Source organism: Pseudomonas sp. KB_15 (assembly GCF_052114525.1).
Lineage (GTDB): Bacteria > Pseudomonadota > Gammaproteobacteria > Pseudomonadales > Pseudomonadaceae > Aquipseudomonas.
On the sequence record NZ_JBFREX010000006.1, the window covers coordinates 96229 to 119899 of the forward strand.

Genomic DNA, 23671 nt, shown 5'->3' on the forward strand with positions numbered 1-23671 from the left:
TCACTGTATCCTGTCTGCGGGCGGTGAAGGTGGCGGGCTGTTCAAGGTGTTTTTCTTGAGCCCCGATGTTGCCTCCTCTGGGGCCAGGCCCTGACTGTAGACGCCCTCGATTCAGCGAGCGGCGATGTTCAGCTGTTTATTATTGGGAAGCCATAATGATTGGCATAAAAAATATAGCGAGTTACGTGCCGGCAGCCGGGATTGATAATTACGCCCAGGGTGCAAAGTTCGACAAGGACGAAACCTTTATCCTTGGCAAAATCGGTTCTGCGTTTTTGCCGCGCATGGATGCTGATCAGGAAACTTCCGATTTGTGTGTCGAAGCGGCCAATGCGCTGTTCGCCGCCAGTCCAGAACTCAAGCGTGATTCCATTGACTGCTTGATCGTCGTCACCCAGAACGGTGATGAAGAAGGGTTGCCGCACACCGCCGCAATCGTTCAGGACAAGCTGGGCTTGCCGACCCATGTCGCCGCTTTCGATATTTCCCTCGGTTGTTCCGGTTACGTGTACGGCATCTATGCGATCAAAGGCTTCATGGAAGCGGCAGGGCTGAAAAATGGCCTGCTGATCACCGCCGATCCTTATTCGAAGATCGTCGACCCGGAAGACCGCAACACCACGATGCTGTTCGGCGATGCCGCTACCGCCACCTGGATGGGCGAAAACGCTGTCTGGCAGCTCGGCAAGTCGAAGTTCGGCACTGACGGTTCCGGTGCGCCGCATCTGAAAGTCTCTGACGGTGTGTTCTTCATGAATGGTCGTCAGGTGTTCAACTTTGCCTTGTTGAAAGTCCCGGCGCACCTGCATGAGTTGCTGGATGAGTCCAATCTGCAAGCGCAGGATATCGATGCCTTCTGCATTCACCAGGGCAGTGCGGCTATCGTCGATGCCGTGGCACGCCGCTTTGAAGAAGGTGATCCGGAGAAGTTCGTCAAGGACATGCTCGAAACCGGTAATACCGTCTCGTCGAGTATTCCGCTGCTGTTGCAGAACCACGTGTTCGATTCCAAGTGGACCCGTGTGGCCATCAGCGGCTTCGGTGTAGGCCTGTCGTGGGGCTCGGCGATTCTTTATCGCGGCTGACCGGCTCGGTCGCAGTGGCAATAAAAAACGCCCGGAAATTTACATTTCCGGGCGTTTTGCGTTTTTCTGACGCCGACTTTCTGGCTCCAATGCCTTGAAAATAAAGGGCTGGCACCCTGCCACTAAAAATTTCAAAAAAACCCCTCAAGCAAAGCCTCATCACGACGATAACTATTACGTAGGTTCTCTAGGCCACACCAGGCGGTAGCCAGGGCCGGAAGCCGCAGTATCCATCCAACGAGGATTTCGTCATGGCTTTAACCGTAAACACCAACCTTGCTTCCTTGACCGTTCAGAACAACCTGAACAAAGCTTCCGGCAATCTGCAAACTTCGATGCAGCGCCTGTCCTCCGGCCTGCGTATCAACAGCGCTAAAGACGACGCTGCCGGCCTGCAGATTTCCAACCGTCTGACCAGCCAGATCAACGGCCTGGGCACTGCCATCAAGAACGCCGGTGACGGTATCTCCATCGCGCAAACGGCTGAAGGCGCGATGCAGGAATCCACCAACATCCTGCAGAAAATGCGTACCCTGGCTCTGGCTTCCGCGAACGGCTCGCCAAGCGCTGAAGACCGTAAGTCGAACGACGCTGAATACTCCGCACTGAGCTCCGAGCTGACCCGTATCGCTACCACCACTACTTTCGGTGGTCGTAACCTGCTGGACGGTTCTTTCGGTACCACCGCTTTCCAGGTAGGCGCCAACGCTAACCAGACTATCAACATGACTCTGGGTGACGTATCGGCTAGCAACATTGGTTCGCAGCAAGTAAAAAGCGTTGGCATCACACCAACTGCGACCGGTGTTCGGGCCAACGCGATCACTGTAAACGGTAGTGGTCAAAGTGTTACTGTGAACACCCTCGCAGGTGCTTCGGCCAAGACTATCGCTGCTGCGCTGGACGGCGCTGTTAGCGGTCTGTCTGCTTCTGCCAGCACTGAAGCTACTTTCACTACCGCCACTCCTGCTATTGCTGCCGCTAAATTCGACTTGACGGTGGGTGGTGCTACAACTTCCTTTGTTGGTGTGACCAGCCTCTCTGATCTGGCCGATCAACTGAAGTCGGGCGCTGCCAAATTGGGTATCAGTGTCAACTTTGATGCCAAAGCGAATACCCTGTCGGTAAAATCTGATACCGGCGAAAACCTTAAATTCACTAACGTCACTTTGGGTACAGCGGGTGATATCACCGTTGCAACCAAAAACGCTTCTGGCGCCCTCGGCGGCTCTGCTGGTCTTGCCAACGGTTTTATCGCCACTGGTGCGGTCTCTCTGAACTCCAGCTCCAGCTACTCGATGACTGAAGCCGCTGCCGGTGGTTTGACCGACATGTTTGGTGCTCTTTCTGTCAGCTCCGCCAAGACCACAGTTTCCAATACCAACGTGACCACTGCCGCCAACGCGCAAAACGCAATCGACGTGATCACCAAGGCGATCAGCAACATCGACTCCCAGCGTGCTGACCTCGGTGCTGTACAAAACCGTTTCGATAACACCGTTGCCAACCTGCGCAGCATCTCGGACAACTCCACTGCTGCTCGTGGCGTGATCCAGGACGTCGACTTCGCGTCGGAAACTGCTCAGTTGACCAAGCAACAAACCCTGCAACAGGCTTCCACAGCGATCCTGTCGCAAGCTAACCAGCTGCCATCGGCTGTACTGAAGCTGCTGGGTTAATTCCATCGCTTGGTGAATGACGGAAGGGCGCGTTTACGCGCCCTTTTGTTTTTTTCATGATCAGGAGATTAGGCATGGATATGAGCGTCAAGTTGAACCAGTCCTATCCCGCCGTTGCCCCTCAGGGCGTAATGCCGAATATCGCTGGAAAACCGGAGCAGCCCAAGGTTGAAGAGGTGAAAGCCTCGAACTCCGAGCCAAAACGGGACGAGCTGGAAAAAGCGGTCACCGATATTCAGGAATTTGTCCAGGCGGCCCAGCGCAACCTGGATTTTTCCATTGATGACTCCACTGGCCGGGTCGTGGTCAAGGTCATCGCAACCGAAACGGGTCTCGTGATTCGTCAGATCCCGTCGGAAGCTGCACTAAAACTGGCCCAAAGCCTGTCGGACGCCAGTAGTTTGTTGTTTGACGGCAAGGTCTGAGCTGGCATGAATTTTGTTGCTGTCGCTGTTTAAGGCGTTCCTGGTCAAGAAAACGGCAGCCACTGGATAAGGAGAGAGATGATGGCGGGTACAACGGTTAGCGGTATTGGTTCGAACATCGATACCCAGGCGATTGTGAAGTCTTTGGTGGACTCCGAGAGAGCGCCGAAGCAGACGCAGATCAACAACCAAACGCTGAAAGCAACCACCTCGCTGTCGTCTATCGGCAAAATCCAGGCAGCGCTGGACGCTTTCCGCGGCGCGATGGACAACATGAAAGCCACATCAAGCTTCAGCGGCTTGAGTGGTAATTCCTCTGACGAAAAAGTCGCCACCGTGACCACCGGGAACGGCGCGGCGGCGGGCAATTTCTCGCTGTTGGTCACTCAGTTGGCAACTGCGTCGAAAATTTCGACCAAGGTCTTCGCTGATGGTGCTTCCTCAGTGGTCAACGCCGGTTCTACACCGACCATGCTGACTATCAAGCAGGGCACTAACTCGTTCGATGTCAGTGTTCCTGCCGGCGCGACGTTGCAACAGGTCCGTGACTCGATCAACTCCCAGTATGCGAACCAGGGCTTGAGTGCGAACATCCTGACTGATGCCAGTGGTTCTCGAATGGTTTTGACCTCGTCCACCACCGGTATTGGCTCGGATCTGACTTTATTGGGCAGCTCTGGCCTGGAAACCGGCACTTCGATACTTTCTACACCACAGAACGCCAAGTACGTACTCGATGGCGTGTCAATGGATTCCAAGAGCAATACCATTGCCGATGCTGTTAGCGGGATATCGCTAAAGCTGACAGGTGTTTCTCCAGTTCCATCGGGTGGTGGGGCGGCGACCCCGGCCACCATCACGGTTTCTGCAAATACTTCGACGCTAAAGTCATCGGTCAAAGGCTTTGTTGATACTTACAACGCTCTGATTTCGGCAGTCAACAGCGAGACCAAGGTCACTACCAACGCCGATGGCTCGGTGACATCGGGTAGTCTGACGGGGGATGCCTCGTTACGTTCGCTGATGTCGGCGGTACGGACAGAGTTGAACGCCATGGGTGGCACCGGTCAGATGAAGTCCCTCGCCCAGTTTGGTGTAGAGACTGACCAGAAGACAGGATTGCTCTCGATCGATGACAAGGCGTTTAGTGCTGCGGCACTGACCAATGCCGCTGATATCAACGGAATCTTTTCAGGCGATACCGGTTTGCTTGCGCGCATGAAGTCCGCCACTGACAGCTTCGCGCAAAAAACTACCGGGGTTTTTGCCGCGCGTTCGTCGAGCCTGAGCGACAGCCTGACTGACCTGAAAAAGCAGCAGGAATCCCTCGATGCGCGGATGACCAGCCTGCAAACAAGCCTGACCGCCAAGTACACTGCGATGGACTCCCTGGTAGCCAGGCTGCGCGCCCAGAGCGACAGCATCATGACCACGCTCAATGCGCTGAACAATCCGAAGTCGGACTGATCTGGATCAGGCATAAAAAACCCAGGCAGTCTGTAATGACAGTACCTGGGTTTTTTCTTGGGTAGCGGGTCTGCGTTAAAGTTATGTGTCGACCAGTCGACATAAAGATCAGAGCCTTTCCAATTTCAAGCTGTTGTCTGTCACGAGGTAGAAACATGAACCCCATGAGAGCCCTTCGCCAATATCAGAAGGTCAATTCCCATGCCCAGATCTCTGAAGCCAACCCCCATCGCCTGGTGCAGATGCTGATGGAGGGCGGGCTGGACCGCATGGCCCAGGCCAAAGGCGCGATGGAGCGGGGCGACATCGCACTCAAGGGATTGATGATGGGTAAGGCCGTGGACATCATCATCGGCCTGCGTGATGGCTTGAACCCGGAAAAGACCGAAGATCCGGCTTCGCTGCAACAGCTCGACAATTTGTACGCCTACATGATGACCCGTCTGATGGAAGCCAATCGCGATAACAACGCGGCGATCATCGACGAGGTATCGGGTTTGCTTGAAACCCTGAAAAGCGGTTGGGATGCAATTGCCAATCAATAGGCCCGAGGGCCTGAGGATGACGTCATGAGTCAAGCACTGCGGCGCATAGAGGAAACCCGCGAAGCCCTGATCGACGCCCTGGCGGAGCGTAACTGGGATGCCATCGGCGAACTGGATGCGGCCTGTCGTGAGTGCGTCGACGAGGTGCTCAGTGAAGCGCCGATCGACGAAGACGCGGTGCGGAGCAATCTGGAAGGGTTGTTGGTGGTATACAAAGAGTTGCTGACGGCGACAATGGGCGAGCGTCAGGCGATAGTCGAAGAGATGTCGCAGATCAACCAAGCACAAAAGGCATCAAAGGTTTACCATCTGTTTGGTTAATTAACCCCAAGTTAATCCAGACATAGTGCGCCATAAATTTGACTGTGCACGGTTTTTTGACTTAACTAGTGGCTGGTTCCAGATTTCAGTCGTCTTCAGGCATAACGTGTCTGCAAGCGTCTAGCTTGCCCCAACATTTTGGGCATTGAGTTGACTAGGGAAGTTGCTATTGCATGTGGCGTGAAACCAAAATTCTGCTGATTGATGACGATAGCGTCCGCCGCCGCGACCTGGCGGTGATTTTAAATTTTCTCGGCGAAGAAAATTTACCCTGCGGTAGCCATGACTGGCAGCAGGCTGTCGGCTCTTTGTCGTCAAGTCGTGAAGTAATCTGTGTCCTGATCGGGACGGTCAATGCTCCTGGTACACTTCTGGGCTTGTTAAAGACACTCTCGACCTGGGATGAGTTCCTTCCGGTTTTGCTGATGGGCGATAATTCTTCCATTGACCTGCCGGAAGACCAGCGTCGTCGAGTGCTTTCGACCCTCGAAATGCCGCCCAGCTACAGCAAGTTGCTCGACTCGCTGCACCGTGCCCAGGTCTATCGCGAGATGTACGACCAGGCTCGCGAGCGCGGTCGTCATCGCGAACCCAACCTTTTCCGCAGTCTTGTCGGCACCAGCCGGGCGATTCAACATGTCCGCCAGATGATGCAGCAAGTCGCCGATACCGATGCCAGCGTGCTGATCCTCGGGGAGTCCGGCACCGGCAAGGAAGTGGTTGCGCGCAACCTGCATTACCATTCCAAGCGCCGCGAAGCGCCGTTCGTGCCGGTCAACTGCGGGGCGATCCCGGCGGAGTTGCTGGAAAGCGAATTGTTCGGTCATGAGAAGGGCGCCTTCACCGGTGCGATCACCAGTCGTGCCGGTCGATTCGAGCTGGCCAATGGTGGCACCCTGTTCCTCGATGAAATCGGCGACATGCCGCTGCCGATGCAGGTCAAGTTGCTGCGCGTATTGCAGGAGCGCACCTTCGAGCGCGTGGGCAGCAACAAGACCCAGAGCGTCGACGTGCGCATCATTGCGGCGACCCACAAGAATCTCGAAAGCATGATCGAGATCGGCACCTTCCGCGAAGACTTGTACTACCGCCTGAATGTGTTCCCGATCGAGATGGCGCCGCTGCGTGAGCGCGTCGAAGACATTCCACTGCTGATGAACGAGCTGATCTCGCGCATGGAGCACGAGAAGCGCGGTTCGATCCGCTTCAACTCGGCGGCGATCATGTCGCTGTGCCGTCATGGCTGGCCAGGCAACGTCCGCGAACTGGCCAACCTGGTGGAGCGCATGGCGATCATGCATCCGTACGGCGTGATCGGCGTGGTCGAGTTGCCGAAGAAGTTCCGCTATGTCGACGATGAAGACGAGCAAATGGTCGACAGTCTGCGCAGCGATCTGGAAGAACGCGTGGCCATCAACGGTCATACGCAAGACTTCACGGCCAATGCCATGTTGCCTCCGGAAGGCCTGGACCTGAAGGACTACCTCGGTGGGCTGGAGCAGGGGTTGATTCAGCAGGCGCTGGATGATGCCAATGGCATTGTGGCGCGCGCGGCCGAGCGGCTTCGTATCCGTCGTACCACGCTGGTGGAAAAGATGCGCAAGTACGGCATGAGCCGTCGAGATGGAGATGAACAGGCGGATGATTGACGCCTGTTTTCCAATCCATTCATTTATAAGAAGTTTTTTTTAGGCACGGGTATTGCTACGTCCCTCGCAACGTTCCGTTTCACTGACGGTCAGCCAAGCGAGAGAGCACGATGCCCCAAGCCGCCCAGATATCTCCTGCCTCAGATGCTTTTGGGGATGCTTCGCGGCAACCGTCGTCCGTAGAGCAGGCGAGCCGGCTTGGCCTTGAGCAGGCATTCGCGCTGTTCAATCAGATGTCGAGCCAGTTGACCGACTCCTACAGCATGCTTGAAGCCCGGGTCACCGAGCTCAAGGGTGAATTGGCAGTGGTCAGCGCACAGCGCATGCAGGAGCTGGCGGAAAAAGAACGCCTGGCCAACCGCCTGCAAAACCTCCTTGATCTGTTACCTGGCGGTGTCATCGTCATAGACGCCCAGGGCATCGTGCGCGAAGCCAATCCGGCGGCGTGCGAGTTGCTGGGGCTGCCGCTGGAAGGTGAATTGTGGCGTCACGTCATTGCCCGCTGTTTTGCGCCTCGCGAAGACGATGGTCATGAAGTCTCCCTCAAGGATGGTCGGCGTCTGTCGATCGCCACGCGTTCGCTGGACGCCGAGCCCGGCCAGTTGGTGTTGCTCAACGACCTGACTGAAACCCGCCATCTGCAGGATCAACTGGCCCGCCATGAGCGTCTGTCGTCGCTGGGGCGCATGGTCGCTTCGTTGGCTCATCAGATACGTACGCCATTGTCCGCCGCGTTGCTGTACGCCAGTCATTTGACCGAGCAAGCGCTGCCGGTCGCTACCCAGCAGCGTTTTGCCGGGCGCCTCAAGGAGCGCCTGCACGAGCTGGAGCACCAGGTGCGCGACATGCTGGTGTTCGCCCGGGGCGAGTTGCCACTGACCGACCGCGTGACGCCCGGTCAATTGATGCAGTCGTTGCAAGCGGCAGCGCTGACCCACGTGCAGGATTTGCCGATCCGCTGGCAGTGCGACAGTCATTCGGGGGAGTTGCTGTGCAATCGCGATACGCTGGTCGGCGCGATCCTCAACCTGATCGAAAACGCCATTCAGGCCAGTGCCGGTCAATTGCGCCTCAAGATTCATCTCTACACCCGCGGCAACAACCTGCGCCTGTGCGTCAGTGACAGTGGCTCGGGTATCGATGCCGCCGTTCTGGCGCGATTGGGCGAACCCTTTTTTACCACCAGGGCCACCGGCACAGGTCTTGGCCTGACCGTGGTCAAGGCGGTGGCGCGTGCTCATCAGGGAGAATTGCAGTTGCGTTCGCGGCTCGGTCGCGGCACTTGCGCGCAGGTGATCCTGCCGTTGTTCAGCAACGCTCAAGGAGCGGAGTGACACTGATGGGTATCAAGGTTTTACTGGTTGAGGACGACCGTGCATTGCGCGAGGCACTGGCCGATACGCTATTGCTTGCAGGACACGATTACAAGGCGGTGGGGTCGGCGCAAGAGGCGTTGGTTGCCGTCGGCGCCGAGGCCTTCAGCCTGGTGGTCAGCGATGTCAACATGCCGGGCATGGACGGCCACCAGTTGCTGGGCATGCTGCGAGCGCGGCAGCCGCAATTGCCGGTGTTGTTGATGACGGCTCACGGTGCGGTCGAGCGTGCGGTCGATGCGATGCGCCAGGGCGCCGCGGATTATCTGGTCAAGCCATTCGAGCCCAAGGCGTTGCTCGATCTGGTGGCGCGTCATGCCCTGGGCAATCTTGGCCTGGCCGAGGGTGAGGGGCCGGTAGCCTTCGAGCCGGCGAGCGCGCAGTTGCTCGAACTGGCGGCGCGGGTCGCACGCAGCGATTCCACGGTGTTGATCTCGGGCGAGTCGGGCACGGGCAAGGAAGTGCTGGCGCGTTACATCCATCAGCATTCTCCTCGCGCCAGCCAGCCGTTCATTGCGATCAACTGCGCGGCGATCCCGGACAACATGCTCGAAGCGACCTTGTTCGGTCATGAGAAGGGCTCCTTCACCGGCGCGATTGCCGCGCAAGCCGGCAAGTTCGAGCAGGCCGACGGCGGCACCCTCCTGCTCGACGAAATTTCCGAAATGCCCCTGGGGCTCCAGGCCAAATTGCTGCGCGTGCTGCAAGAGCGCGAGGTCGAAAGGGTTGGGGCGCGCAAACCGATCACGCTGGATATTCGCGTGGTCGCAACCACCAATCGCGACCTGGCGGGTGAGGTGGCGGCGGGGCGCTTCCGCGAAGATCTCTATTATCGCCTGTCGGTGTTTCCCCTGGCCTGGCGTCCGTTGCGCGAGCGCACCGCCGACATCCTGCCGCTGGCCGAGCGTCTGCTGGCCAAGCACGTCAATAAAATGAAGCATGCGGCTGCCAGATTGTCGCCCGAGGCCCAGGCGTGCCTGATCGGTTATCCATGGCCGGGTAACGTGCGCGAACTGGACAACGCGATTCAGCGTGCGCTGATTCTGCAGCAGGGTGGCTTGATCCAGCCACAGGATTTCTGCCTGGCCGGGTCGGTGACTTGCGCGCCATTGCCGGCATTGGCGCAGGCTACGGTGCGTCCTGTGGAAGTCGAGTCCGAGTCGGCCGGTGCACTGGGTGATGATCTGCGTCGCCATGAGTTCCAGATGATCATCGATACCCTGCGCGCCGAGCGCGGTCGCCGCAAAGAGGCGGCCGAGCGCCTGGGCATCAGCCCGCGGACCCTGCGCTACAAGCTGGCGCAGATGCGCGATGCCGGAATGGATGTGGAAGGCTATCTGTTCGCCACCTGACCGCTAGCCTGCGCCTGGGCCCTGTAGGAGCGAGCCTGCTCGCGATGGTCGTTAACGATAACGCGCAGTTGCAGGATAAATGCGTCGCTCCTGGGTCCATCGCGAGCAGGCTCGCTCCTACAGAGTTGCGTTGGGATCAGAGTCTGGGAAGGGCTTTTATTCAGAGAGGCCATGGAGCTGGCACCCTTGTTGCTAACACCTCATAACCCGCCGAGTGAGTGTCAAAAAAATGCGGGTCGTCAAAGAGAGAAACCATGAGCCAAGGTATTGAATTCAATCGGTTGATGCTGGATATGCGCGCCATGCAAATGGATGCCATGTCTGCGCCGAAGTCGGCTGCCGTCCCTGAAGTGGTGGGCAGCAGCTTTTCCGACATGCTCGGTCAGGCCGTCAATAAAGTGAACGACACCCAACAGGCTTCCACTCAATTGGCCAGTGCCTTCGAAATCGGCAAAAGCGGCGTCGACCTGACAGACGTGATGATTTCCTCGCAGAAGGCCAGTGTGTCATTCCAGGCGTTGACCCAGGTGCGCAACAAGCTGGTTCAGGCCTACCAAGACATCATGCAGATGCCGGTTTAAAGGACGAGATTGAGTCATGGCAGAAGCAGTCGCCGATAACGTTCCGGCCAAGGCCACTCCGATAGACGGCAAGCCGCCGCTGTTCGGGTTGTCCTTCCTGGAAAACCTCTCCGAGATGACCATGTTGCGTCAGGTGGGCCTGTTGGTCGGCCTGGCTGCGAGCGTGGCGATTGGTTTTGCCGTGGTGTTGTGGTCCCAGCAACCGGACTACCGGCCTCTGTACGGCAGCCTTGCCGGCTTGGACGCCAAGCAGGTCATGGAGACCCTGGCCTCTGCCGATATTCCGTACACCGTCGAACCCAATTCCGGTGCCTTGCTGGTCAAGGCCGATGACCTGTCCCGTGCGCGGCTCAAGCTCGCGGCTGCTGGTGTCACTCCCAGCGATGGCAACATCGGTTTTGAAATCCTCGACAAGGAACAGGGGTTGGGCACCAGTCAGTTCATGGAAGCGACCCGCTATCGTCGCGGCCTCGAAGGCGAACTGGCCCGCACCATTTCCAGCCTGAACAACGTCAAGGGTGCCCGCGTGCACCTGGCGATCCCGAAAAGTTCGGTGTTCGTGCGCGACGAACGCAAGCCCAGCGCTTCGGTCCTGGTTGAACTCTATTCCGGTCGCTCCCTCGAACCAGGCCAGGTCGTGGCCATCATCAACCTGGTGGCAACCAGCGTTCCCGAACTCAGCAAGTCGCAGATCACTGTCGTCGACCAGAAGGGCAACCTGCTCTCGGATCAGGCGGAAAACTCCGAACTGACCATGGCCGGCAAGCAGTTCGACTACAGCCGTCGCATGGAAAGCATGCTCACCCAGCGTGTGCATAACATCCTGCAGCCGGTGTTGGGCAACGATCGTTACAAGGCCGAAGTCTCGGCCGACGTGGATTTCAGCGCCGTCGAGTCGACTTCCGAGCAGTTCAATCCGGACCAGCCTGCCCTGCGTAGCGAACAGTCGGTCAACGAACAGCGTACCGCCAGCAACGGCCCGCAAGGTGTGCCTGGGGCGTTGAGCAATCAGCCACCGTCGCCGGCCTCCGCGCCACAAACCACCGGTGGCGCCACCGCGTCGGCCGGCATGGTGCAGCCAGGCCAGCCGCTGATCGATGCCAACGGCCAGCAAATCATGGACCCGGCCACCGGTCAGCCAATGCTCGCACCGTACCCGGCGGACAAGCGTCAACAATCGACCAGGAACTTTGAGCTCGATCGTTCCATCAGCCATACCAAACAGCAACAGGGGCGATTGAATCGCCTGTCGGTGTCGGTCGTCGTTGATGACCAGGTCAAGATCAACCCGGCCAATGGCGAAACCACCCGTGCGCCGTGGAGCGCCGATGAATTGGCGCGCTTCACTCGTCTGGTTCAGGATGCGGTCGGCTTCGATGCCAGCCGTGGTGACAGTGTCAGCGTGATCAACATGCCGTTCTCCGCCGAGCGCGGTGAGGTGATTGCCGATATTCCGTTCTACTCCCAGCCGTGGTTCTGGGACATCGTCAAGCAAGTGCTGGGTGTGCTGTTCATCCTGGTGCTGGTGTTCGGCGTGCTGCGTCCGGTGCTCAACAACATCACCGGTGGCGGAAAAGGCAAGCAGTTGGCTGGTATCGGTAGTGACGTCGAGTTGGGCGGCATGGGCGGTCTGGATGGCGAGTTGGCCAACGACCGCGTCAGCCTCGGCGGCCCGCAAAGCATTCTGCTGCCGAGCCCGAGCGAAGGCTATGACGCTCAGTTGAACGCAATCAAGAGTCTGGTGGCAGAAGATCCGGGTCGTGTGGCCCAGGTCGTGAAAGAGTGGATTAACGCAGATGAGTGATAACCGAGCCGTTGCCGCCAAACTGTCCAAGGTCGACAAGGCCGCCATCCTGTTGCTGTCCCTGGGCTCCACCGACGCGGCCCAGGTGCTGCGCCACATGGGCCCGAAAGAGGTTCAGCGCGTGGGTGTGGCCATGGCCCAGATGGGGAATGTGCACCGCGAGCAGGTCCAGCAGGTGATGAGCGAGTTCGTCGATATCGTCGGCGACCAGACCAGCCTGGGCATCGGCTCCGACGACTATGTGCGCAAAATGCTCACCCAGGCTTTGGGCGAAGACAAGGCCAACGGCCTGATCGACCGCATCCTGCTCGGTGGCAACACCAGCGGCCTCGACAGCCTGAAGTGGATGGAGCCGCGCGCCGTCGCCGATGTGATCCGATATGAGCACCCGCAGATCCAGGCGATCGTGGTGGCGTATCTTGATCCGGATCAGGCCGGTGAAGTACTTGGCAACTTCGACCACAAGGTTCGACTGGACATCATCCTGCGGGTCTCCTCGCTGAACACCGTACAGCCAGCGGCCCTTAAAGAGCTCAACCAGATTCTCGAGAAGCAGTTCTCCGGCAACTCGAATGCCTCGCGCACCACCCTGGGTGGCATCAAGCGTGCGGCGGACATCATGAACTTCCTCGACAGCTCGATCGAAGGCCAGTTGATGGACTCGATCCGCGAAGTCGACGAAGACCTGTCCGGTCAGATCGAAGACCTCATGTTCGTCTTCAACAACCTGGCCGATGTCGACGACCGCGGGATCCAGGCGCTGCTCCGCGAGGTGTCCTCCGATGTACTGGTACTGGCCCTCAAGGGGTCGGACGAAGGCGTCAAGGAGAAGATCTTCAAGAACATGTCCAAGCGTGCGGCCGAACTGTTGCGCGACGATCTGGAAGCCAAGGGCCCGGTGCGCGTCAGCGACGTGGAAACCGCGCAGAAGGAAATCCTCACCATCGCCCGCCGTATGGCCGAAGCCGGAGAAATCGTTCTCGGCGGCAAGGGCGGCGAGGAAATGATCTAACACCATGGTCAAGAATGATGATGCACCCACTGACCTGATCCGGGCCAGGGATGTCAGTGGCTTCGATACCTGGGCGCTGCCCAGTTTCGACCCGCCGGAACCCGAGTCGGAACCGGAACCTGAACCCGAGCCGCCGGAAATGGAGGAAGTGCCGCTGGAGGAAGTCCAGCCACTGACCCTCGAAGAACTCGAAAGCATTCGCCAGGAAGCCTACAACGAAGGCTTCGCGGTGGGCGAGAAAGAAGGTTTCCACAGCACCACGCTCAAGGTTCGCCAGGAAGCCGAAGTAGCGCTGGCTGCCAAGATCGCCGGTCTGGAGCAACTGATGGCGCACCTGTTCGAGCCCATCGCCGAACAGGACACCCAGATTGAAAAGTCATTGGTCGACCTCGTGCAGCACATTACCAAACAGGTGATTGAGCGCGAACTGGCCATCGACTCGACGCAGATCCAGCATGTCATGCGTGAAGCCCTCAAGCTCCTGCCGCTGGGCGTGGGCAATGTACGGCTGTACATCAATCCGCAGGATTTCGAACAGGTCAAAGCCCTGCGCGAGCGCCATGAGGAAACCTGGCGCATTGTCGAGGACGAGTCGCTGCTGCCCGGCGGTTGCCGGGTCGAGACGGAACACAGCCGCATCGACGCCACGGTTGAAACCCGCATCGCGCGGGTGATGGACAAGCTGTTCGATCAGTTGCACGAACAAGCCTTGCACCCGGCCACGCCGGACTTGAGCCTGGAGCTGCCGATCGACAGCAAACCGGTTGCCGGGCCAGAACCGGATGCGCCTGATGCGCCTTGAACGCACCAGTTTCGCCAAGCGCCTGGGCAGTTATGCCGAGGCCACGGAGCTTGCCGGTGCGCCGATCCTTGAGGGCCGCTTGCTACGCATGGTCGGCCTGACCCTCGAAGCCGAGGGCCTGCGCGCTGCCATGGGCAGCCGTTGCATGGTCATCAACGACGACAGTTATCACCCGGTGCAGGTCGAAGCCGAAGTCATGGGCTTTTCCGGCACCAAGGTTTTTCTGATGCCGGTCGGCAGTGTCGCCGGTATCGCCCCTGGCGCTCGGGTCGTTCCCCTGTCGGATAGCGGTCGCTTGCCCATGGGCATGAGCATGCTCGGGCGGGTGCTCGATGGCGCCGGTCGTGCACTGGACGGCAAGGGCGGGATGAAGGCCGAAGACTGGGTGCCGATGGACGGCCCGACCATCAACCCGCTCAAGCGTGAGCCGATCAGCGAGCCGCTGGACGTCGGTATTCGTTGCATCAACGGCATGTTGACGGTCGGTCGTGGTCAGCGGCTCGGCCTGTTTGCCGGTACCGGCGTGGGTAAATCGGTGTTGCTGGGGATGATGACGCGCTTCACCGAGGCCGACATCATCGTCGTCGGGCTGATCGGTGAGCGGGGTCGTGAGGTCAAGGAATTCATCGAGCACATTCTCGGTGAAGAAGGGCTCAAGCGTTCAGTGGTGGTGGCGTCCCCGGCGGACGATGCGCCGCTGATGCGTCTGCGCGCCGCCATGTATTGCACGCGAATCGCCGAATATTTCCGCGACAAGGGCAAGAATGTCCTGCTGCTCATGGACTCCCTGACCCGTTTCGCCCAGGCCCAGCGGGAAATCGCCCTGGCCATCGGCGAGCCGCCGGCCACCAAGGGCTATCCGCCATCGGTGTTCGCCAAGCTGCCGAAACTGGTGGAGCGGGCCGGCAACGCGGAGAAGGGCGGTGGTTCGATCACCGCGTTCTACACCGTGTTGTCCGAAGGTGACGACCAGCAGGACCCGATTGCCGACTCGGCGCGGGGCGTACTCGACGGACACATCGTGCTGTCCCGGCGCCTGGCCGAGGAAGGGCATTACCCGGCCATTGATATCGAGGCGTCCATCAGCCGGGTGATGCCGGCGGTGGTATCGCCGGAACACATGACTCGTGCGCAGTACTTCAAGCAACTGTGGTCGCGTTATCAGCAAAGCCGCGACCTGATCAGTGTTGGCGCCTATGTCGCGGGCGGCGACCGTGAGACCGACCTGGCGATTTCCCTGCAACCGCAATTGGTCAAGTACCTGCGCCAGGGCCTCAACGACAGCATCAGCCTGGGCGAAAGCGAAGCGTATCTCGCTTCGATCTTCGCGCCGGCGGCAGGCGGTTAAGCGGTCATGGCCCAGAGTCGGGCAGGAAGGCTGGCGCCGGTGGTGGAAATGGCCGAAAAGGCCGAGAAAACCGCAGTCCAGCGCCTGGGGCACTTTCAAGGGCAGGTTCGCCTGGCGGAAAGCAAGCTTGCCGACCTCGAAGCCTTTCGTCTCGACTATCAGGAACAATGGATCGTGCGCGGCAGTGGCGGCGTCTCGGGCCAATGGCTGCTGGGTTATCAGGGCTTTCTCGCGCAACTGGGCACGGCCATCGACCAGCAGCGGCAAAGCCTGGCCTGGCATCAAAACAACCTGAACAAGGCCCGGGAAACCTGGCAACAGGCGTTTGCCCGGGTCGAAGGTTTACGCAAGCTGGTTCAGCGCTATGCCGATGAGGCGCGGGCGCTTGAAGACAAGCGCGAGCAAAAGTTGTTGGACGAGTTATCCCAGCGCTTGCCACGGCAGGATCAGTATTGAATCAGGTGGACCGCGTTATCGTTCATCGCGGGCAAGCCACGCTCCCACAGGATTTGCGCCATTTCAAAATTGGCGAAAAACCTGTGGGAGCGTGGCTTGCCCGCGAAAGCGATCTCGCTGACTCCACATGTTTCCAGCCTTGCCCCAACCTCTACCAACTGCTAAACCTTGTACAAGCAGGTTTACCAATGACAAGGAAGCCATGACATGCCAGTTGTTACAGAAGTCTCACCCGATGGGCGAAAGCTGACGATCTCGGTCAAGGGTCGTTTCGATTTCGCCAAGCATCAGGAGTTTCGTGAGTCTTATGAGCGCCCCGACGGCAAGTTGCCGAGTTCGATAGTCGTCGATTTGAAAGACGCAACCTATCTGGACAGCTCGGCCCTGGGCATGCTGCTCTTGCTGCGCGATCATGCCGGTGGCGACGACTCCGATGTGCGCGTCGTCAACAGCAGTACCGATGTGCGCAAAATCCTCGCCATCTCCAACTTCGACAAACTGTTCGACATCAGTTGATTGTCATGCAGCCACTGGAGCCGCTGACGATCCTGATTGCCGAGGACAGCGCCGCCGATCGCCTGCTGTTGTCGAGCATCCTGCGCCGCCAGGGGCACGAAGTGCTGACGGCGGCCAACGGCGCCGAAGCGGTCGACGCGTTTCGCCGGCAACAACCGCACATGGTGTTGATGGATGCGATGATGCCGGTCATGGACGGTTTCGAGGCGGCCCGGCAAATCAAGGTCCTGGCCGGGGAAACCCTGGTGCCGATCATCTTCCTCACATCGTTGTCCGAAAGCGAAGCCCTGGCTCGTTGTCTGGAAGTCGGCGGTGACGACTTTCTGGCGAAACCCTATAACCAGGTGATTCTCGCTGCCAAGATCAAGGCAATGGATCGCTTGCGGCGGCTGCAGGATACCGTGCTGCAACAGCGTGACCAGATCGCCAGGCATCACCACTACCTGATCAACGAGCAACGCGTGGCCAAGGCTGTTTTCGACAAGGTGGCGCACTCCGGCTGCCTGACTGCCGCTCCGAATATCCGTTATTTGCAATCGCCCTATGCGCTGTTCAACGGCGACCTGTTGCTGGCCGCGTTCACGCCGGCCGGAGACATGCACGTGCTGCTGGGCGACTTCACCGGCCACGGCTTGCCGGCGGCGGTGGGTGCCATGCCCTTGGCCGAAGTCTTTTACGGGATGACCGCCAAGGGTTACGGCCTGGCAGAAACCCTGCGCGAGATGAATGCCAAGCTCAAACGCATCCTGCCGGTGGACATGTTCTGTTGTGCCACGATGTTGTGCCTGAGTTTTCAGCGTCGTTCGGTGGAAGTCTGGAACGGCGGAATGCCGGATGGTTACCTGCATCGCATAGCCTGTGGGGAGCGCACGCCTCTGCCGGCGCGGCACCTGCCTTTGGGGGTGCTGAGCCCGGAATCCTTCGATGAGCGTACCGAGGTGTTTCCCATGGCGCTCGGGGATCGGGTGTTTCTCCTGTCCGATGGTGTGATCGACACTTGCGACGCCAACGATCAGTTGTTTGGCGTGCAGCGATTGCAGCAGGTGTTTGCCGCCAATCGCCAGCCGGGTGCGCTGTTCGAAGAGATCGAGCAAGCGCTGCGTCATTTCGGCGGAGAAGCGCGCGACGATGTCAGCATGGTCGAAATCAGCTTGCTGGAGCCGGCGCAGATCACTCCACCGGCATTGGTCTATTCCGACAGCGGCCAGTCCTGTCCGCTGGACTGGTCGGTGAGTTTCGAGTTTCGCGCCGCCACGCTCAAGCGATTCAATCCGTTACCCTACCTGTTGCAGTTGCTGCTTGAGGTCCATGGCCTTCGGGCGCAGAGCGGAGCGCTCTACAGTGTGCTGGCGGAACTCTATTCCAATGCGCTGGAGCATGGCGTACTGGGGCTGGATTCGAACCTCAAGCGCGATGCCTCGGGGTTTGCGCGGTATTATCAAGAGCGCAATACCCGGCTGGACGAGCTGCAGGAAGGCTATGTCCGGTTGCATTTGCAGGTGGCGCCAACAGACGACGGCGGTTGCCTGACGATTCACATCGAAGACAGCGGCAGGGGTTTTGATGTCGAGCGGGTGATGGCAAGGCCTGTGGATGACATCCGCCTGTCGGGACGTGGGGTCAGTCTGATCCGCCAATTGGGGCGTAATGCCCGCTGGACCGACGATGGTCGAAGTGCACGCGTGGAGTTTATCTGGGAGGCTCAGGCATAATCCGCGCATTCTTGATCAAGGAGTGAACAAGTGGACGACACACATGTGGATCGCGACGTACTGAGTGCATTGCAGGAAGTGATGGAAGACGCCTATCCGGATCTGCTGGATGTCTTTCTTGCGGATTCCGAAGAGCGCCTGAAAGTCCTGAGAGCGGCTGACAGTGCCGCACTGCTCGTTGAAACCGCCCATAGCTTCAAAGGCAGCTGTAGCAACATGGGCGCACTCAGGCTGACCGAGCTATGTCATCAACTTGAAAAGCAGGCCAAGGATTTGCCATGGGCAGCCGTTCAGGAACTGGTCCGTGAAATCGACCGCGAATTCGCCGGAATCCGACCTCTGTACGAAGCTGAACGACAGCGTTGCCCGGCGAAAATCTGAGTACTTGCTGCGTTTGATCTCCTTCGAGTAAAACTGGCTCGACCTTTGCAGTTAATTCATCCAACTGTACTTACGAGCCCCGTGCAGCGGAGACCGTTTCATGCCCGTTATCCCCAATATTCTTCTTCAGGCCTCCAGGCAGGCCAAGACTCAAGCGGCGTCTGCCAATCCTCCGGCACTGGTCGCTGAGCCCGGGGACAAGGCCGCAAGCTTCGCTCATGTCTACGCCAATCAGGCCCAGAACAAGCCCAATGCGTTGGCGGATGCTTCGTTCAAGCCTGATCGTGACAAAACCTGCGGTGTCGGCGCAAAGAACGACGCTGGCGACGACAAGTCTGCCGCCGGGGAGCCGGTGGTTGCCGATGGCGGCAAATCCTTGCCTGCCGACAAATCGCTGCAGGCTGACGACAAGACCGCCGGCGATGATGCGTCAGAGGCCGGCCCGGCTCAGGTCGTCGATGCCGCGCCGGTCGATCCGGCGCTTGATCCTGCATCGCAGCAAGCCATACAGCCAGTGGTGCCGGCGCCAGTAGCGCCTGCCGTAGCCGATGCGATGCCGCCAACGGTTGAAGCGCCGGTTGCTGCGGCGATCACGGCTGCAAACGTTCCGGCGCCGACCAGCGCTGACGGCAACTTCGATCCCGAGGCCGATCCACTTGACGCCCTGCCGGCGTTACGCCTGGCGATGGAGCAGAGCGGTCACGTATCGGCTACCAGTCAGGCGCAGCCCAAGGCTGCTGCGACACAGGCGCAAGCCCAGGCTGACGGTGAGCTGACATCGGCGCAAAACTTTGCCGCTGGCATGGCGACCATGCTGGATGTTCAGGCCGACAAGAACAGCACCAGCCAGGGCGACGACAAGGCTTTCAGCGGCTTGATCGAGGACGGTCTGAAGGATCTCAAGTCCGCCAGCAGCGACACCCGTGTCGATGATTTCGCCAACCGCCTGGCAGCGCTGACCCAGGCGGCCACACCGAAGACCGCCAATGCCTTGCCGGTGAACCAGCCGATCGCCATGCACCAGAGCGGCTGGACCGAAGAGGTGGTGAACCGGGTCATGTACCTGTCCAGTGCCAATCTCAAGGCCGCGGACATCCAGTTGCAGCCCGCCGAGCTGGGACGCCTGGATATTCGGGTGAACATGGTTCCCGATCAACAGACCCAGGTCACGTTCATGAGTGCGCATCCGGGTGTCCGTGAGGCGCTGGATGGGCAGGTCCATCGCTTGCGCGACATGTTTGCGCAGCAGGGCATGGGGCAGGTCGATGTCAACGTTTCGGACCAGTCCCGTGGCTCGCAACAGGGGCAGGAACAAGCACAGCAAAGTCAAAGCGGGCGGACCAGCGCCAGCAGCGGTCGCCTCGATTCAATGGATGACGACATGGCCCCGGGCATCGCTGAGGTGGCTGCCAATACCACCAGCGTGATCGGCTCCAGCGCGGTCGATTACTACGCCTGACCAAACGCAATACCCCTGTAGGAGCGAGCTTGCTCGCGATGAGGGCCTGGCAGTCAAGTTTTCATCGACGGTCACGCCGCCATCGCGAGCAAGCTCGCTCCCACAGTGGCTTTGTGGTGATCTTGCGACCGAAGTCGGTCCGCCCATCTCCCCCGACATTTCTGGCATAACACTTGCTCTTGCCTTGCCGTGCGACTGTGAAAACCCGAATAGTGACGGATTATTGGCATGGCGAAGAGCGACGCAGCAGTAAAAGACCCCGCAACCAAAGGCAAACTCAAGCTGATTATCGTGATCGTGGTGGCCCTGCTGCTGGCGATCGGTGTGTCTGTGGGGGCGACCTGGTACTTCATGCATAGCGCTCAGAGCAAGCCTGCCGCCGACGTGGCGCAAACCGGTCCTGTCGGCAAGCAGCCAGCGATTTTCGAGTCGATGGCACCGGCTTTCGTGGCCAATTTCAACCAGAACGGGCGCCAGCGCTACATGCAAGTGAGCATCACCATGCTCGGCCGTAACCAGGCGGATCTGGATGCACTCAAGGTCCATATGCCGGTGATCCGCAATAACCTGGTCATGCTGTTCTCCGGGCAGGACTTTGCGACCCTCGCGTCGCCGGTCGGTCAGGAAATGCTGCGGCAGAAAGCCACCGCCAGCGTGCAGGAAGTGGCGCAGAAAGAGCTCGGCAAAGTGGTGATCGAACAGTTGCTTTTCACTAATTTCGTACTGCAGTAGGAACACGACATGGCCGTGCAGGACCTGCTGTCCCAGGATGAGATCGACGCGCTGCTGCATGGCGTCGACGACGGTCTGGTAGAGACCGAAAACGCTGCCGAACCCGGCACCGTCAAAAGCTATGACCTGACCAGCCAGGATCGCATCGTCCGTGGACGCATGCCGACCCTGGAAATGATCAACGAGCGTTTCGCCCGCTATACCCGCATCAGCATGTTCAACATGCTGCGTCGTTCGGCAGACGTGGCGGTCGGCGGCGTGCAGGTGATGAAGTTCGGCGAATACGTGCACTCGCTGTACGTGCCGACCAGTCTCAACCTGGTCAAGATCAAACCCTTGCGCGGCACTGCGCTGTTCATTCTCGACGCCAAGCTGGTGTTCAAGCTGGTGGACAATTTCTTCGGCGGTGACGGCCGGCACGCCAAGATCGAAGGGCGTGAGTTCACGCCAACCGAACTGCGTGTGGTGCGCATGGTGCTGGAGCAGGCGTTCGTCGATTTGAAGGAAGCCTGGCAGGCGATCATGGAAGTCAACTTCGAGTACATCAACTCGGAAGTGAACCCGGCCATGGCCAACATCGTCGGGCCGAGCGAAGCCATTGTGGTGTCGACCTTCCACATCGAACTCGATGGCGGTGGCGGCGACATGCACGTGACCATGCCGTACTCGATGATCGAGCCTGTGCGCGAAATGCTCGACGCCGGCTTCCAGTCGGACCTCGACGACCAGGACGAGCGCTGGGTCAACGCCCTGCGCCAGGACGTGCTGGACGTCGACGTGCCGATCGGTGCGACGGTGGCCCGTCGTCAGTTGCGCCTGCGCGACATCCTGCACATGCAGCCGGGGGATGTGATCCCGGTCGATATGCCGGAAGAAATGATCATGCGCGCCAACGGCGTGCCGGCCTTCAAGGTCAAGATGGGCTCGCACAAGGGCAACCTGGCGTTGCAAGTGATCGAGCCGATCGAGCGCCGCTGACCGACGCTCGTACCCATTCGCGATTAACCGAATTCTGAATTTTTGCTCGCCGAGGACACTGACAATATGAACACGCAAGACGACCAGGCTCTGGCCGATGAGTGGGCAGCGGCCCTGGAAGAAACCGGTGATGCCGGGCAGGCCGACATCGACGCCTTGCTGGCCGCCGATTCCGGCAGTTCCGCGTCCAACCGCCTGCCCATGGAAGAGTTCGGCAGTGTGCCGAGAAACAACGATCCGGTCAGCCTCGAAGGCCCGAACCTGGACGTGATCCTCGATATCCCGGTGTCGATTTCCATGGAAGTGGGCAGCACCGACATCAACATCCGCAACCTGTTGCAACTGAACCAGGGGTCGGTGATCGAGCTGGATCGCCTGGCCGGCGAGCCGCTGGACGTGCTGGTCAATGGCACGCTCATCGCCCACGGCGAAGTGGTGGTGGTCAACGAGAAGTTCGGCATCCGCCTGACGGACGTGATCAGCCCAAGCGAACGCATCAAGAAGCTGCGCTGAGTGAAAAAGGTTCTGGGGGCTTTGCTGGGGGCCGCGCTGGCCATGCCGTTCAGGGTGCTGGGGGCCGAGCCGGTTGCCACGGCGACCACGGCTGCTGTGCCTGCGGTGAGCGGCGGTGTGGCTGGTCAACTGACGCAGCTGGTGTTCGGATTGCTGCTGGTGCTGGGGCTGATCTTCCTCCTCGCCTGGCTGCTGCGTCGGGTCCAGCAGGCCGGTCCGGCCGGCAAGGGGCAGGTGATCGAAATTGTCGGCTCCCGCGCACTGGGGCCTCGCGACCGCCTGATACTGGTGCAGGTTGGCAACGAGCAGATTCTGTTGGGCCTGAGCCCCGGCAACATTGCTGCGCTGCACGTCCTCAAGGAGCCGGTGCAGGTGCCGAGTACCGAAAAGCCGACGCCGGAATTTGCCCAGCGCCTGCTGGAGATGCTGGGTAAAGATCAGAAGGATAAGAAGTAATGGGTGCGCTACGCATCGTCTTGACGCTGACCCTGATGCTGGTCGCACCGCTGGCATTCGCCGCCGATCCGCTGTCAATCCCGGCCATCACCCTGGGCACCAATGCACAGGGTGCGCAGGAATACTCGGTCAGCCTGCAAATCCTGCTGATCATGACCGCGCTGAGTTTTATCCCGGCGTTTGTCATGCTGATGACCAGCTTCACCCGGATCATCATTGTCTTCTCGATCCTGCGCCAGGCCCTGGGCCTGCAGCAGACACCGTCGAACCAGATCCTCACCGGYATGGCGCTGTTCCTGACCCTGTTCATCATGGCGCCGGTGTTCGACCGGGTGAACCAGGACGCCCTGCAGCCGTATCTGGCGGAAAAACTGACGGCCCAGGATGCGGTTGCCAAGGCGCAGGTGCCGATCAAGGACTTCATGCTCGCCCAGACCCGCACCAGCGATCTGGAGCTGTTCATGCGCCTGTCCAAGCGCACTGACATCGCGACGCCGGATCAGGCTCCGTTGACCATCCTGGTGCCGGCCTTCGTAACCTCCGAGCTGAAAACGGCGTTCCAGATCGGCTTCATGATCTTCATTCCGTTCCTGATCATCGACCTGGTCGTGGCCAGTGTGTTGATGGCCATGGGTATGATGATGCTGTCGCCGCTGATCATTTCCCTGCCGTTCAAAATCATGCTGTTCGTGCTGGTGGATGGCTGGGCGCTGATCATCGGCACGCTGGCCAGCAGTTTCGGAGGTGTCTCGCCATGACGCCAGAAGTTGCGGTCGACATCTTTCGTGAAGCGCTGTGGCTGACCACTTTGATGGTCGCCGTGCTGGTGATTCCAAGTTTGCTGGTGGGGCTGTTGGTGGCCATGTTCCAGGCGGCCACCCAGATCAACGAACAGACCCTCAGTTTCCTGCCGCGTCTGTTGGTGATGTTGGTGACGCTGATCGTTGCCGGGCCGTGGCTGGTGCAGACTTTCATGGAGTACATCCAGCAGTTGTACGGAAGCATTCCGCAGGTCATCGGCTAAG

The 23671-nt window shown here is 59.4% G+C and carries 25 protein-coding genes; all 25 read left to right on the forward strand.

The window, feature by feature from the left end; translation table 11 throughout:
- The first annotated feature begins 155 nt into the window (after nucleotides 1–155).
- On the forward strand, nucleotides 156–1085 hold the full coding sequence (locus AB4Z35_RS09815) for a ketoacyl-ACP synthase III (RefSeq protein ID WP_008001793.1): 930 nt from the start codon (nucleotides 156–158) through the stop codon (nucleotides 1083–1085).
- Between the two features lie 251 nt (nucleotides 1086–1336).
- Nucleotides 1337–2764: a flagellin N-terminal helical domain-containing protein gene (locus tag AB4Z35_RS09820; RefSeq protein WP_442096840.1), complete on the forward strand. Its 1428-nt coding sequence runs from the start codon at nucleotides 1337–1339 to the stop codon at nucleotides 2762–2764.
- Nucleotides 2765–2838: 74 nt separating this feature from the next.
- Nucleotides 2839–3189 (forward strand): flagellar protein FlaG, encoded by a 351-nt coding sequence (locus AB4Z35_RS09825; protein ID WP_442096841.1) that lies wholly within the window; start codon nucleotides 2839–2841, stop codon nucleotides 3187–3189.
- 81 nt (nucleotides 3190–3270) lie between these two features.
- The gene (gene fliD, locus AB4Z35_RS09830; RefSeq protein WP_442096842.1) at nucleotides 3271–4656 is read left to right on the forward strand and encodes a flagellar filament capping protein FliD; all 1386 of its coding nucleotides are present in this window, start codon (nucleotides 3271–3273) and stop codon (nucleotides 4654–4656) included.
- 155 nt (nucleotides 4657–4811) lie between these two features.
- Nucleotides 4812–5201, forward strand: coding sequence for a flagellar export chaperone FliS (gene fliS / locus AB4Z35_RS09835; protein ID WP_008001785.1), 390 nt, complete (start codon nucleotides 4812–4814; stop codon nucleotides 5199–5201).
- A 24-nt stretch (nucleotides 5202–5225) separates the two neighbouring features.
- Nucleotides 5226–5522 (forward strand): flagellar protein FliT, encoded by a 297-nt coding sequence (fliT, locus tag AB4Z35_RS09840; RefSeq protein WP_442096843.1) that lies wholly within the window; start codon nucleotides 5226–5228, stop codon nucleotides 5520–5522.
- 173 nt (nucleotides 5523–5695) lie between these two features.
- The gene (locus AB4Z35_RS09845; protein WP_442096844.1) at nucleotides 5696–7171 is read left to right on the forward strand and encodes a sigma-54 dependent transcriptional regulator; all 1476 of its coding nucleotides are present in this window, start codon (nucleotides 5696–5698) and stop codon (nucleotides 7169–7171) included.
- A 128-nt stretch (nucleotides 7172–7299) separates the two neighbouring features.
- A complete protein-coding gene (locus tag AB4Z35_RS09850) occupies nucleotides 7300–8505 on the forward strand; it encodes a sensor histidine kinase (protein WP_442096872.1) in 1206 nt (401 codons plus the stop codon).
- 5 nt (nucleotides 8506–8510) lie between these two features.
- Nucleotides 8511–9896 (forward strand): sigma-54-dependent transcriptional regulator, encoded by a 1386-nt coding sequence (locus AB4Z35_RS09855; protein WP_442096845.1) that lies wholly within the window; start codon nucleotides 8511–8513, stop codon nucleotides 9894–9896.
- Nucleotides 9897–10150: 254 nt separating this feature from the next.
- Nucleotides 10151–10477: a flagellar hook-basal body complex protein FliE gene (gene fliE, locus AB4Z35_RS09860; protein WP_442096846.1), complete on the forward strand. Its 327-nt coding sequence runs from the start codon at nucleotides 10151–10153 to the stop codon at nucleotides 10475–10477.
- A 16-nt stretch (nucleotides 10478–10493) separates the two neighbouring features.
- A complete protein-coding gene (gene fliF / locus AB4Z35_RS09865; protein WP_442096847.1) occupies nucleotides 10494–12281 on the forward strand; it encodes a flagellar basal-body MS-ring/collar protein FliF in 1788 nt (595 codons plus the stop codon).
- Complete coding sequence (fliG, locus tag AB4Z35_RS09870; protein WP_442096848.1) at nucleotides 12274–13293, forward strand: flagellar motor switch protein FliG; 1020 nt, start codon at nucleotides 12274–12276, stop codon at nucleotides 13291–13293. Before fliF ends, fliG begins: the two co-directional genes overlap by 8 nt.
- 4 nt (nucleotides 13294–13297) lie before the next feature.
- Nucleotides 13298–14095, forward strand: a complete 798-nt coding sequence (gene fliH, locus AB4Z35_RS09875; RefSeq protein WP_442096849.1) for a flagellar assembly protein FliH — start codon at nucleotides 13298–13300, stop codon at nucleotides 14093–14095.
- Complete coding sequence (gene fliI / locus AB4Z35_RS09880) at nucleotides 14085–15443, forward strand: flagellar protein export ATPase FliI (RefSeq protein ID WP_008001767.1); 1359 nt, start codon at nucleotides 14085–14087, stop codon at nucleotides 15441–15443. The genes fliH and fliI overlap by 11 nt, the downstream gene beginning before the upstream one ends.
- Nucleotides 15444–15449: 6 nt before the next feature.
- On the forward strand, nucleotides 15450–15899 hold the full coding sequence (gene fliJ, locus AB4Z35_RS09885) for a flagellar export protein FliJ (protein WP_007983386.1): 450 nt from the start codon (nucleotides 15450–15452) through the stop codon (nucleotides 15897–15899).
- A gap of 207 nt (nucleotides 15900–16106) precedes the next feature.
- A complete protein-coding gene (locus tag AB4Z35_RS09890) occupies nucleotides 16107–16415 on the forward strand; it encodes an STAS domain-containing protein (protein ID WP_108231295.1) in 309 nt (102 codons plus the stop codon).
- Between the two features lie 5 nt (nucleotides 16416–16420).
- On the forward strand, nucleotides 16421–18127 hold the full coding sequence (locus tag AB4Z35_RS09895; RefSeq protein ID WP_442096850.1) for a SpoIIE family protein phosphatase: 1707 nt from the start codon (nucleotides 16421–16423) through the stop codon (nucleotides 18125–18127).
- Nucleotides 18128–18157: 30 nt separating this feature from the next.
- Entirely contained in the window at nucleotides 18158–18508 is a 351-nt protein-coding gene (locus AB4Z35_RS09900) for an Hpt domain-containing protein (RefSeq protein WP_442096851.1), read from the forward strand.
- Between the two features lie 100 nt (nucleotides 18509–18608).
- Entirely contained in the window at nucleotides 18609–19967 is a 1359-nt protein-coding gene (locus AB4Z35_RS09905; RefSeq protein ID WP_442096852.1) for a flagellar hook-length control protein FliK, read from the forward strand.
- A 228-nt stretch (nucleotides 19968–20195) separates the two neighbouring features.
- The gene (fliL, locus tag AB4Z35_RS09910; RefSeq protein ID WP_008001755.1) at nucleotides 20196–20699 is read left to right on the forward strand and encodes a flagellar basal body-associated protein FliL; all 504 of its coding nucleotides are present in this window, start codon (nucleotides 20196–20198) and stop codon (nucleotides 20697–20699) included.
- Nucleotides 20700–20708: 9 nt separating this feature from the next.
- Nucleotides 20709–21677 carry a flagellar motor switch protein FliM gene (gene fliM / locus AB4Z35_RS09915; protein WP_108231300.1) on the forward strand — a complete coding sequence of 323 codons (969 nt, stop codon included), beginning with the start codon at nucleotides 20709–20711 and terminating at the stop codon, nucleotides 21675–21677.
- Between the two features lie 66 nt (nucleotides 21678–21743).
- Entirely contained in the window at nucleotides 21744–22190 is a 447-nt protein-coding gene (gene fliN, locus AB4Z35_RS09920) for a flagellar motor switch protein FliN (protein WP_007983370.1), read from the forward strand.
- Entirely contained in the window at nucleotides 22191–22646 is a 456-nt protein-coding gene (fliO, locus tag AB4Z35_RS09925) for a flagellar biosynthetic protein FliO (protein WP_442096853.1), read from the forward strand.
- Nucleotides 22646–23404, forward strand: coding sequence for a flagellar type III secretion system pore protein FliP (fliP, locus tag AB4Z35_RS09930; protein ID WP_442096854.1), 759 nt, complete (start codon nucleotides 22646–22648; stop codon nucleotides 23402–23404). Before fliO ends, fliP begins: the two co-directional genes overlap by 1 nt.
- The gene (fliQ, locus tag AB4Z35_RS09935; protein ID WP_007975354.1) at nucleotides 23401–23670 is read left to right on the forward strand and encodes a flagellar biosynthesis protein FliQ; all 270 of its coding nucleotides are present in this window, start codon (nucleotides 23401–23403) and stop codon (nucleotides 23668–23670) included. The genes fliP and fliQ overlap by 4 nt, the downstream gene beginning before the upstream one ends.
- The last annotated feature ends 1 nt before the right edge of the window (nucleotide 23671 follow it).

Coding starts and splice junctions, on each gene's coding strand:
- AB4Z35_RS09815 (WP_008001793.1), top strand. CDS start 156: ATGATTGGCATAAAAAATATAGCGAGTTACGTGCCGGCAGCCGGGATT.
- AB4Z35_RS09820 (WP_442096840.1), top strand. CDS start 1,337: ATGGCTTTAACCGTAAACACCAACCTTGCTTCCTTGACCGTTCAGAAC.
- AB4Z35_RS09825 (WP_442096841.1), top strand. CDS start 2,839: ATGGATATGAGCGTCAAGTTGAACCAGTCCTATCCCGCCGTTGCCCCT.
- fliD (WP_442096842.1), top strand. CDS start 3,271: ATGGCGGGTACAACGGTTAGCGGTATTGGTTCGAACATCGATACCCAG.
- fliS (WP_008001785.1), top strand. CDS start 4,812: ATGAACCCCATGAGAGCCCTTCGCCAATATCAGAAGGTCAATTCCCAT.
- fliT (WP_442096843.1), top strand. CDS start 5,226: ATGAGTCAAGCACTGCGGCGCATAGAGGAAACCCGCGAAGCCCTGATC.
- AB4Z35_RS09845 (WP_442096844.1), top strand. CDS start 5,696: ATGTGGCGTGAAACCAAAATTCTGCTGATTGATGACGATAGCGTCCGC.
- AB4Z35_RS09855 (WP_442096845.1), top strand. CDS start 8,511: ATGGGTATCAAGGTTTTACTGGTTGAGGACGACCGTGCATTGCGCGAG.
- fliE (WP_442096846.1), top strand. CDS start 10,151: ATGAGCCAAGGTATTGAATTCAATCGGTTGATGCTGGATATGCGCGCC.
- fliF (WP_442096847.1), top strand. CDS start 10,494: ATGGCAGAAGCAGTCGCCGATAACGTTCCGGCCAAGGCCACTCCGATA.
- fliG (WP_442096848.1), top strand. CDS start 12,274: ATGAGTGATAACCGAGCCGTTGCCGCCAAACTGTCCAAGGTCGACAAG.
- fliH (WP_442096849.1), top strand. CDS start 13,298: ATGGTCAAGAATGATGATGCACCCACTGACCTGATCCGGGCCAGGGAT.
- fliI (WP_008001767.1), top strand. CDS start 14,085: ATGCGCCTTGAACGCACCAGTTTCGCCAAGCGCCTGGGCAGTTATGCC.
- fliJ (WP_007983386.1), top strand. CDS start 15,450: ATGGCCCAGAGTCGGGCAGGAAGGCTGGCGCCGGTGGTGGAAATGGCC.
- AB4Z35_RS09890 (WP_108231295.1), top strand. CDS start 16,107: ATGCCAGTTGTTACAGAAGTCTCACCCGATGGGCGAAAGCTGACGATC.
- AB4Z35_RS09895 (WP_442096850.1), top strand. CDS start 16,421: ATGCAGCCACTGGAGCCGCTGACGATCCTGATTGCCGAGGACAGCGCC.
- AB4Z35_RS09905 (WP_442096852.1), top strand. CDS start 18,609: ATGCCCGTTATCCCCAATATTCTTCTTCAGGCCTCCAGGCAGGCCAAG.
- fliL (WP_008001755.1), top strand. CDS start 20,196: ATGGCGAAGAGCGACGCAGCAGTAAAAGACCCCGCAACCAAAGGCAAA.
- fliM (WP_108231300.1), top strand. CDS start 20,709: ATGGCCGTGCAGGACCTGCTGTCCCAGGATGAGATCGACGCGCTGCTG.
- fliN (WP_007983370.1), top strand. CDS start 21,744: ATGAACACGCAAGACGACCAGGCTCTGGCCGATGAGTGGGCAGCGGCC.
- fliQ (WP_007975354.1), top strand. CDS start 23,401: ATGACGCCAGAAGTTGCGGTCGACATCTTTCGTGAAGCGCTGTGGCTG.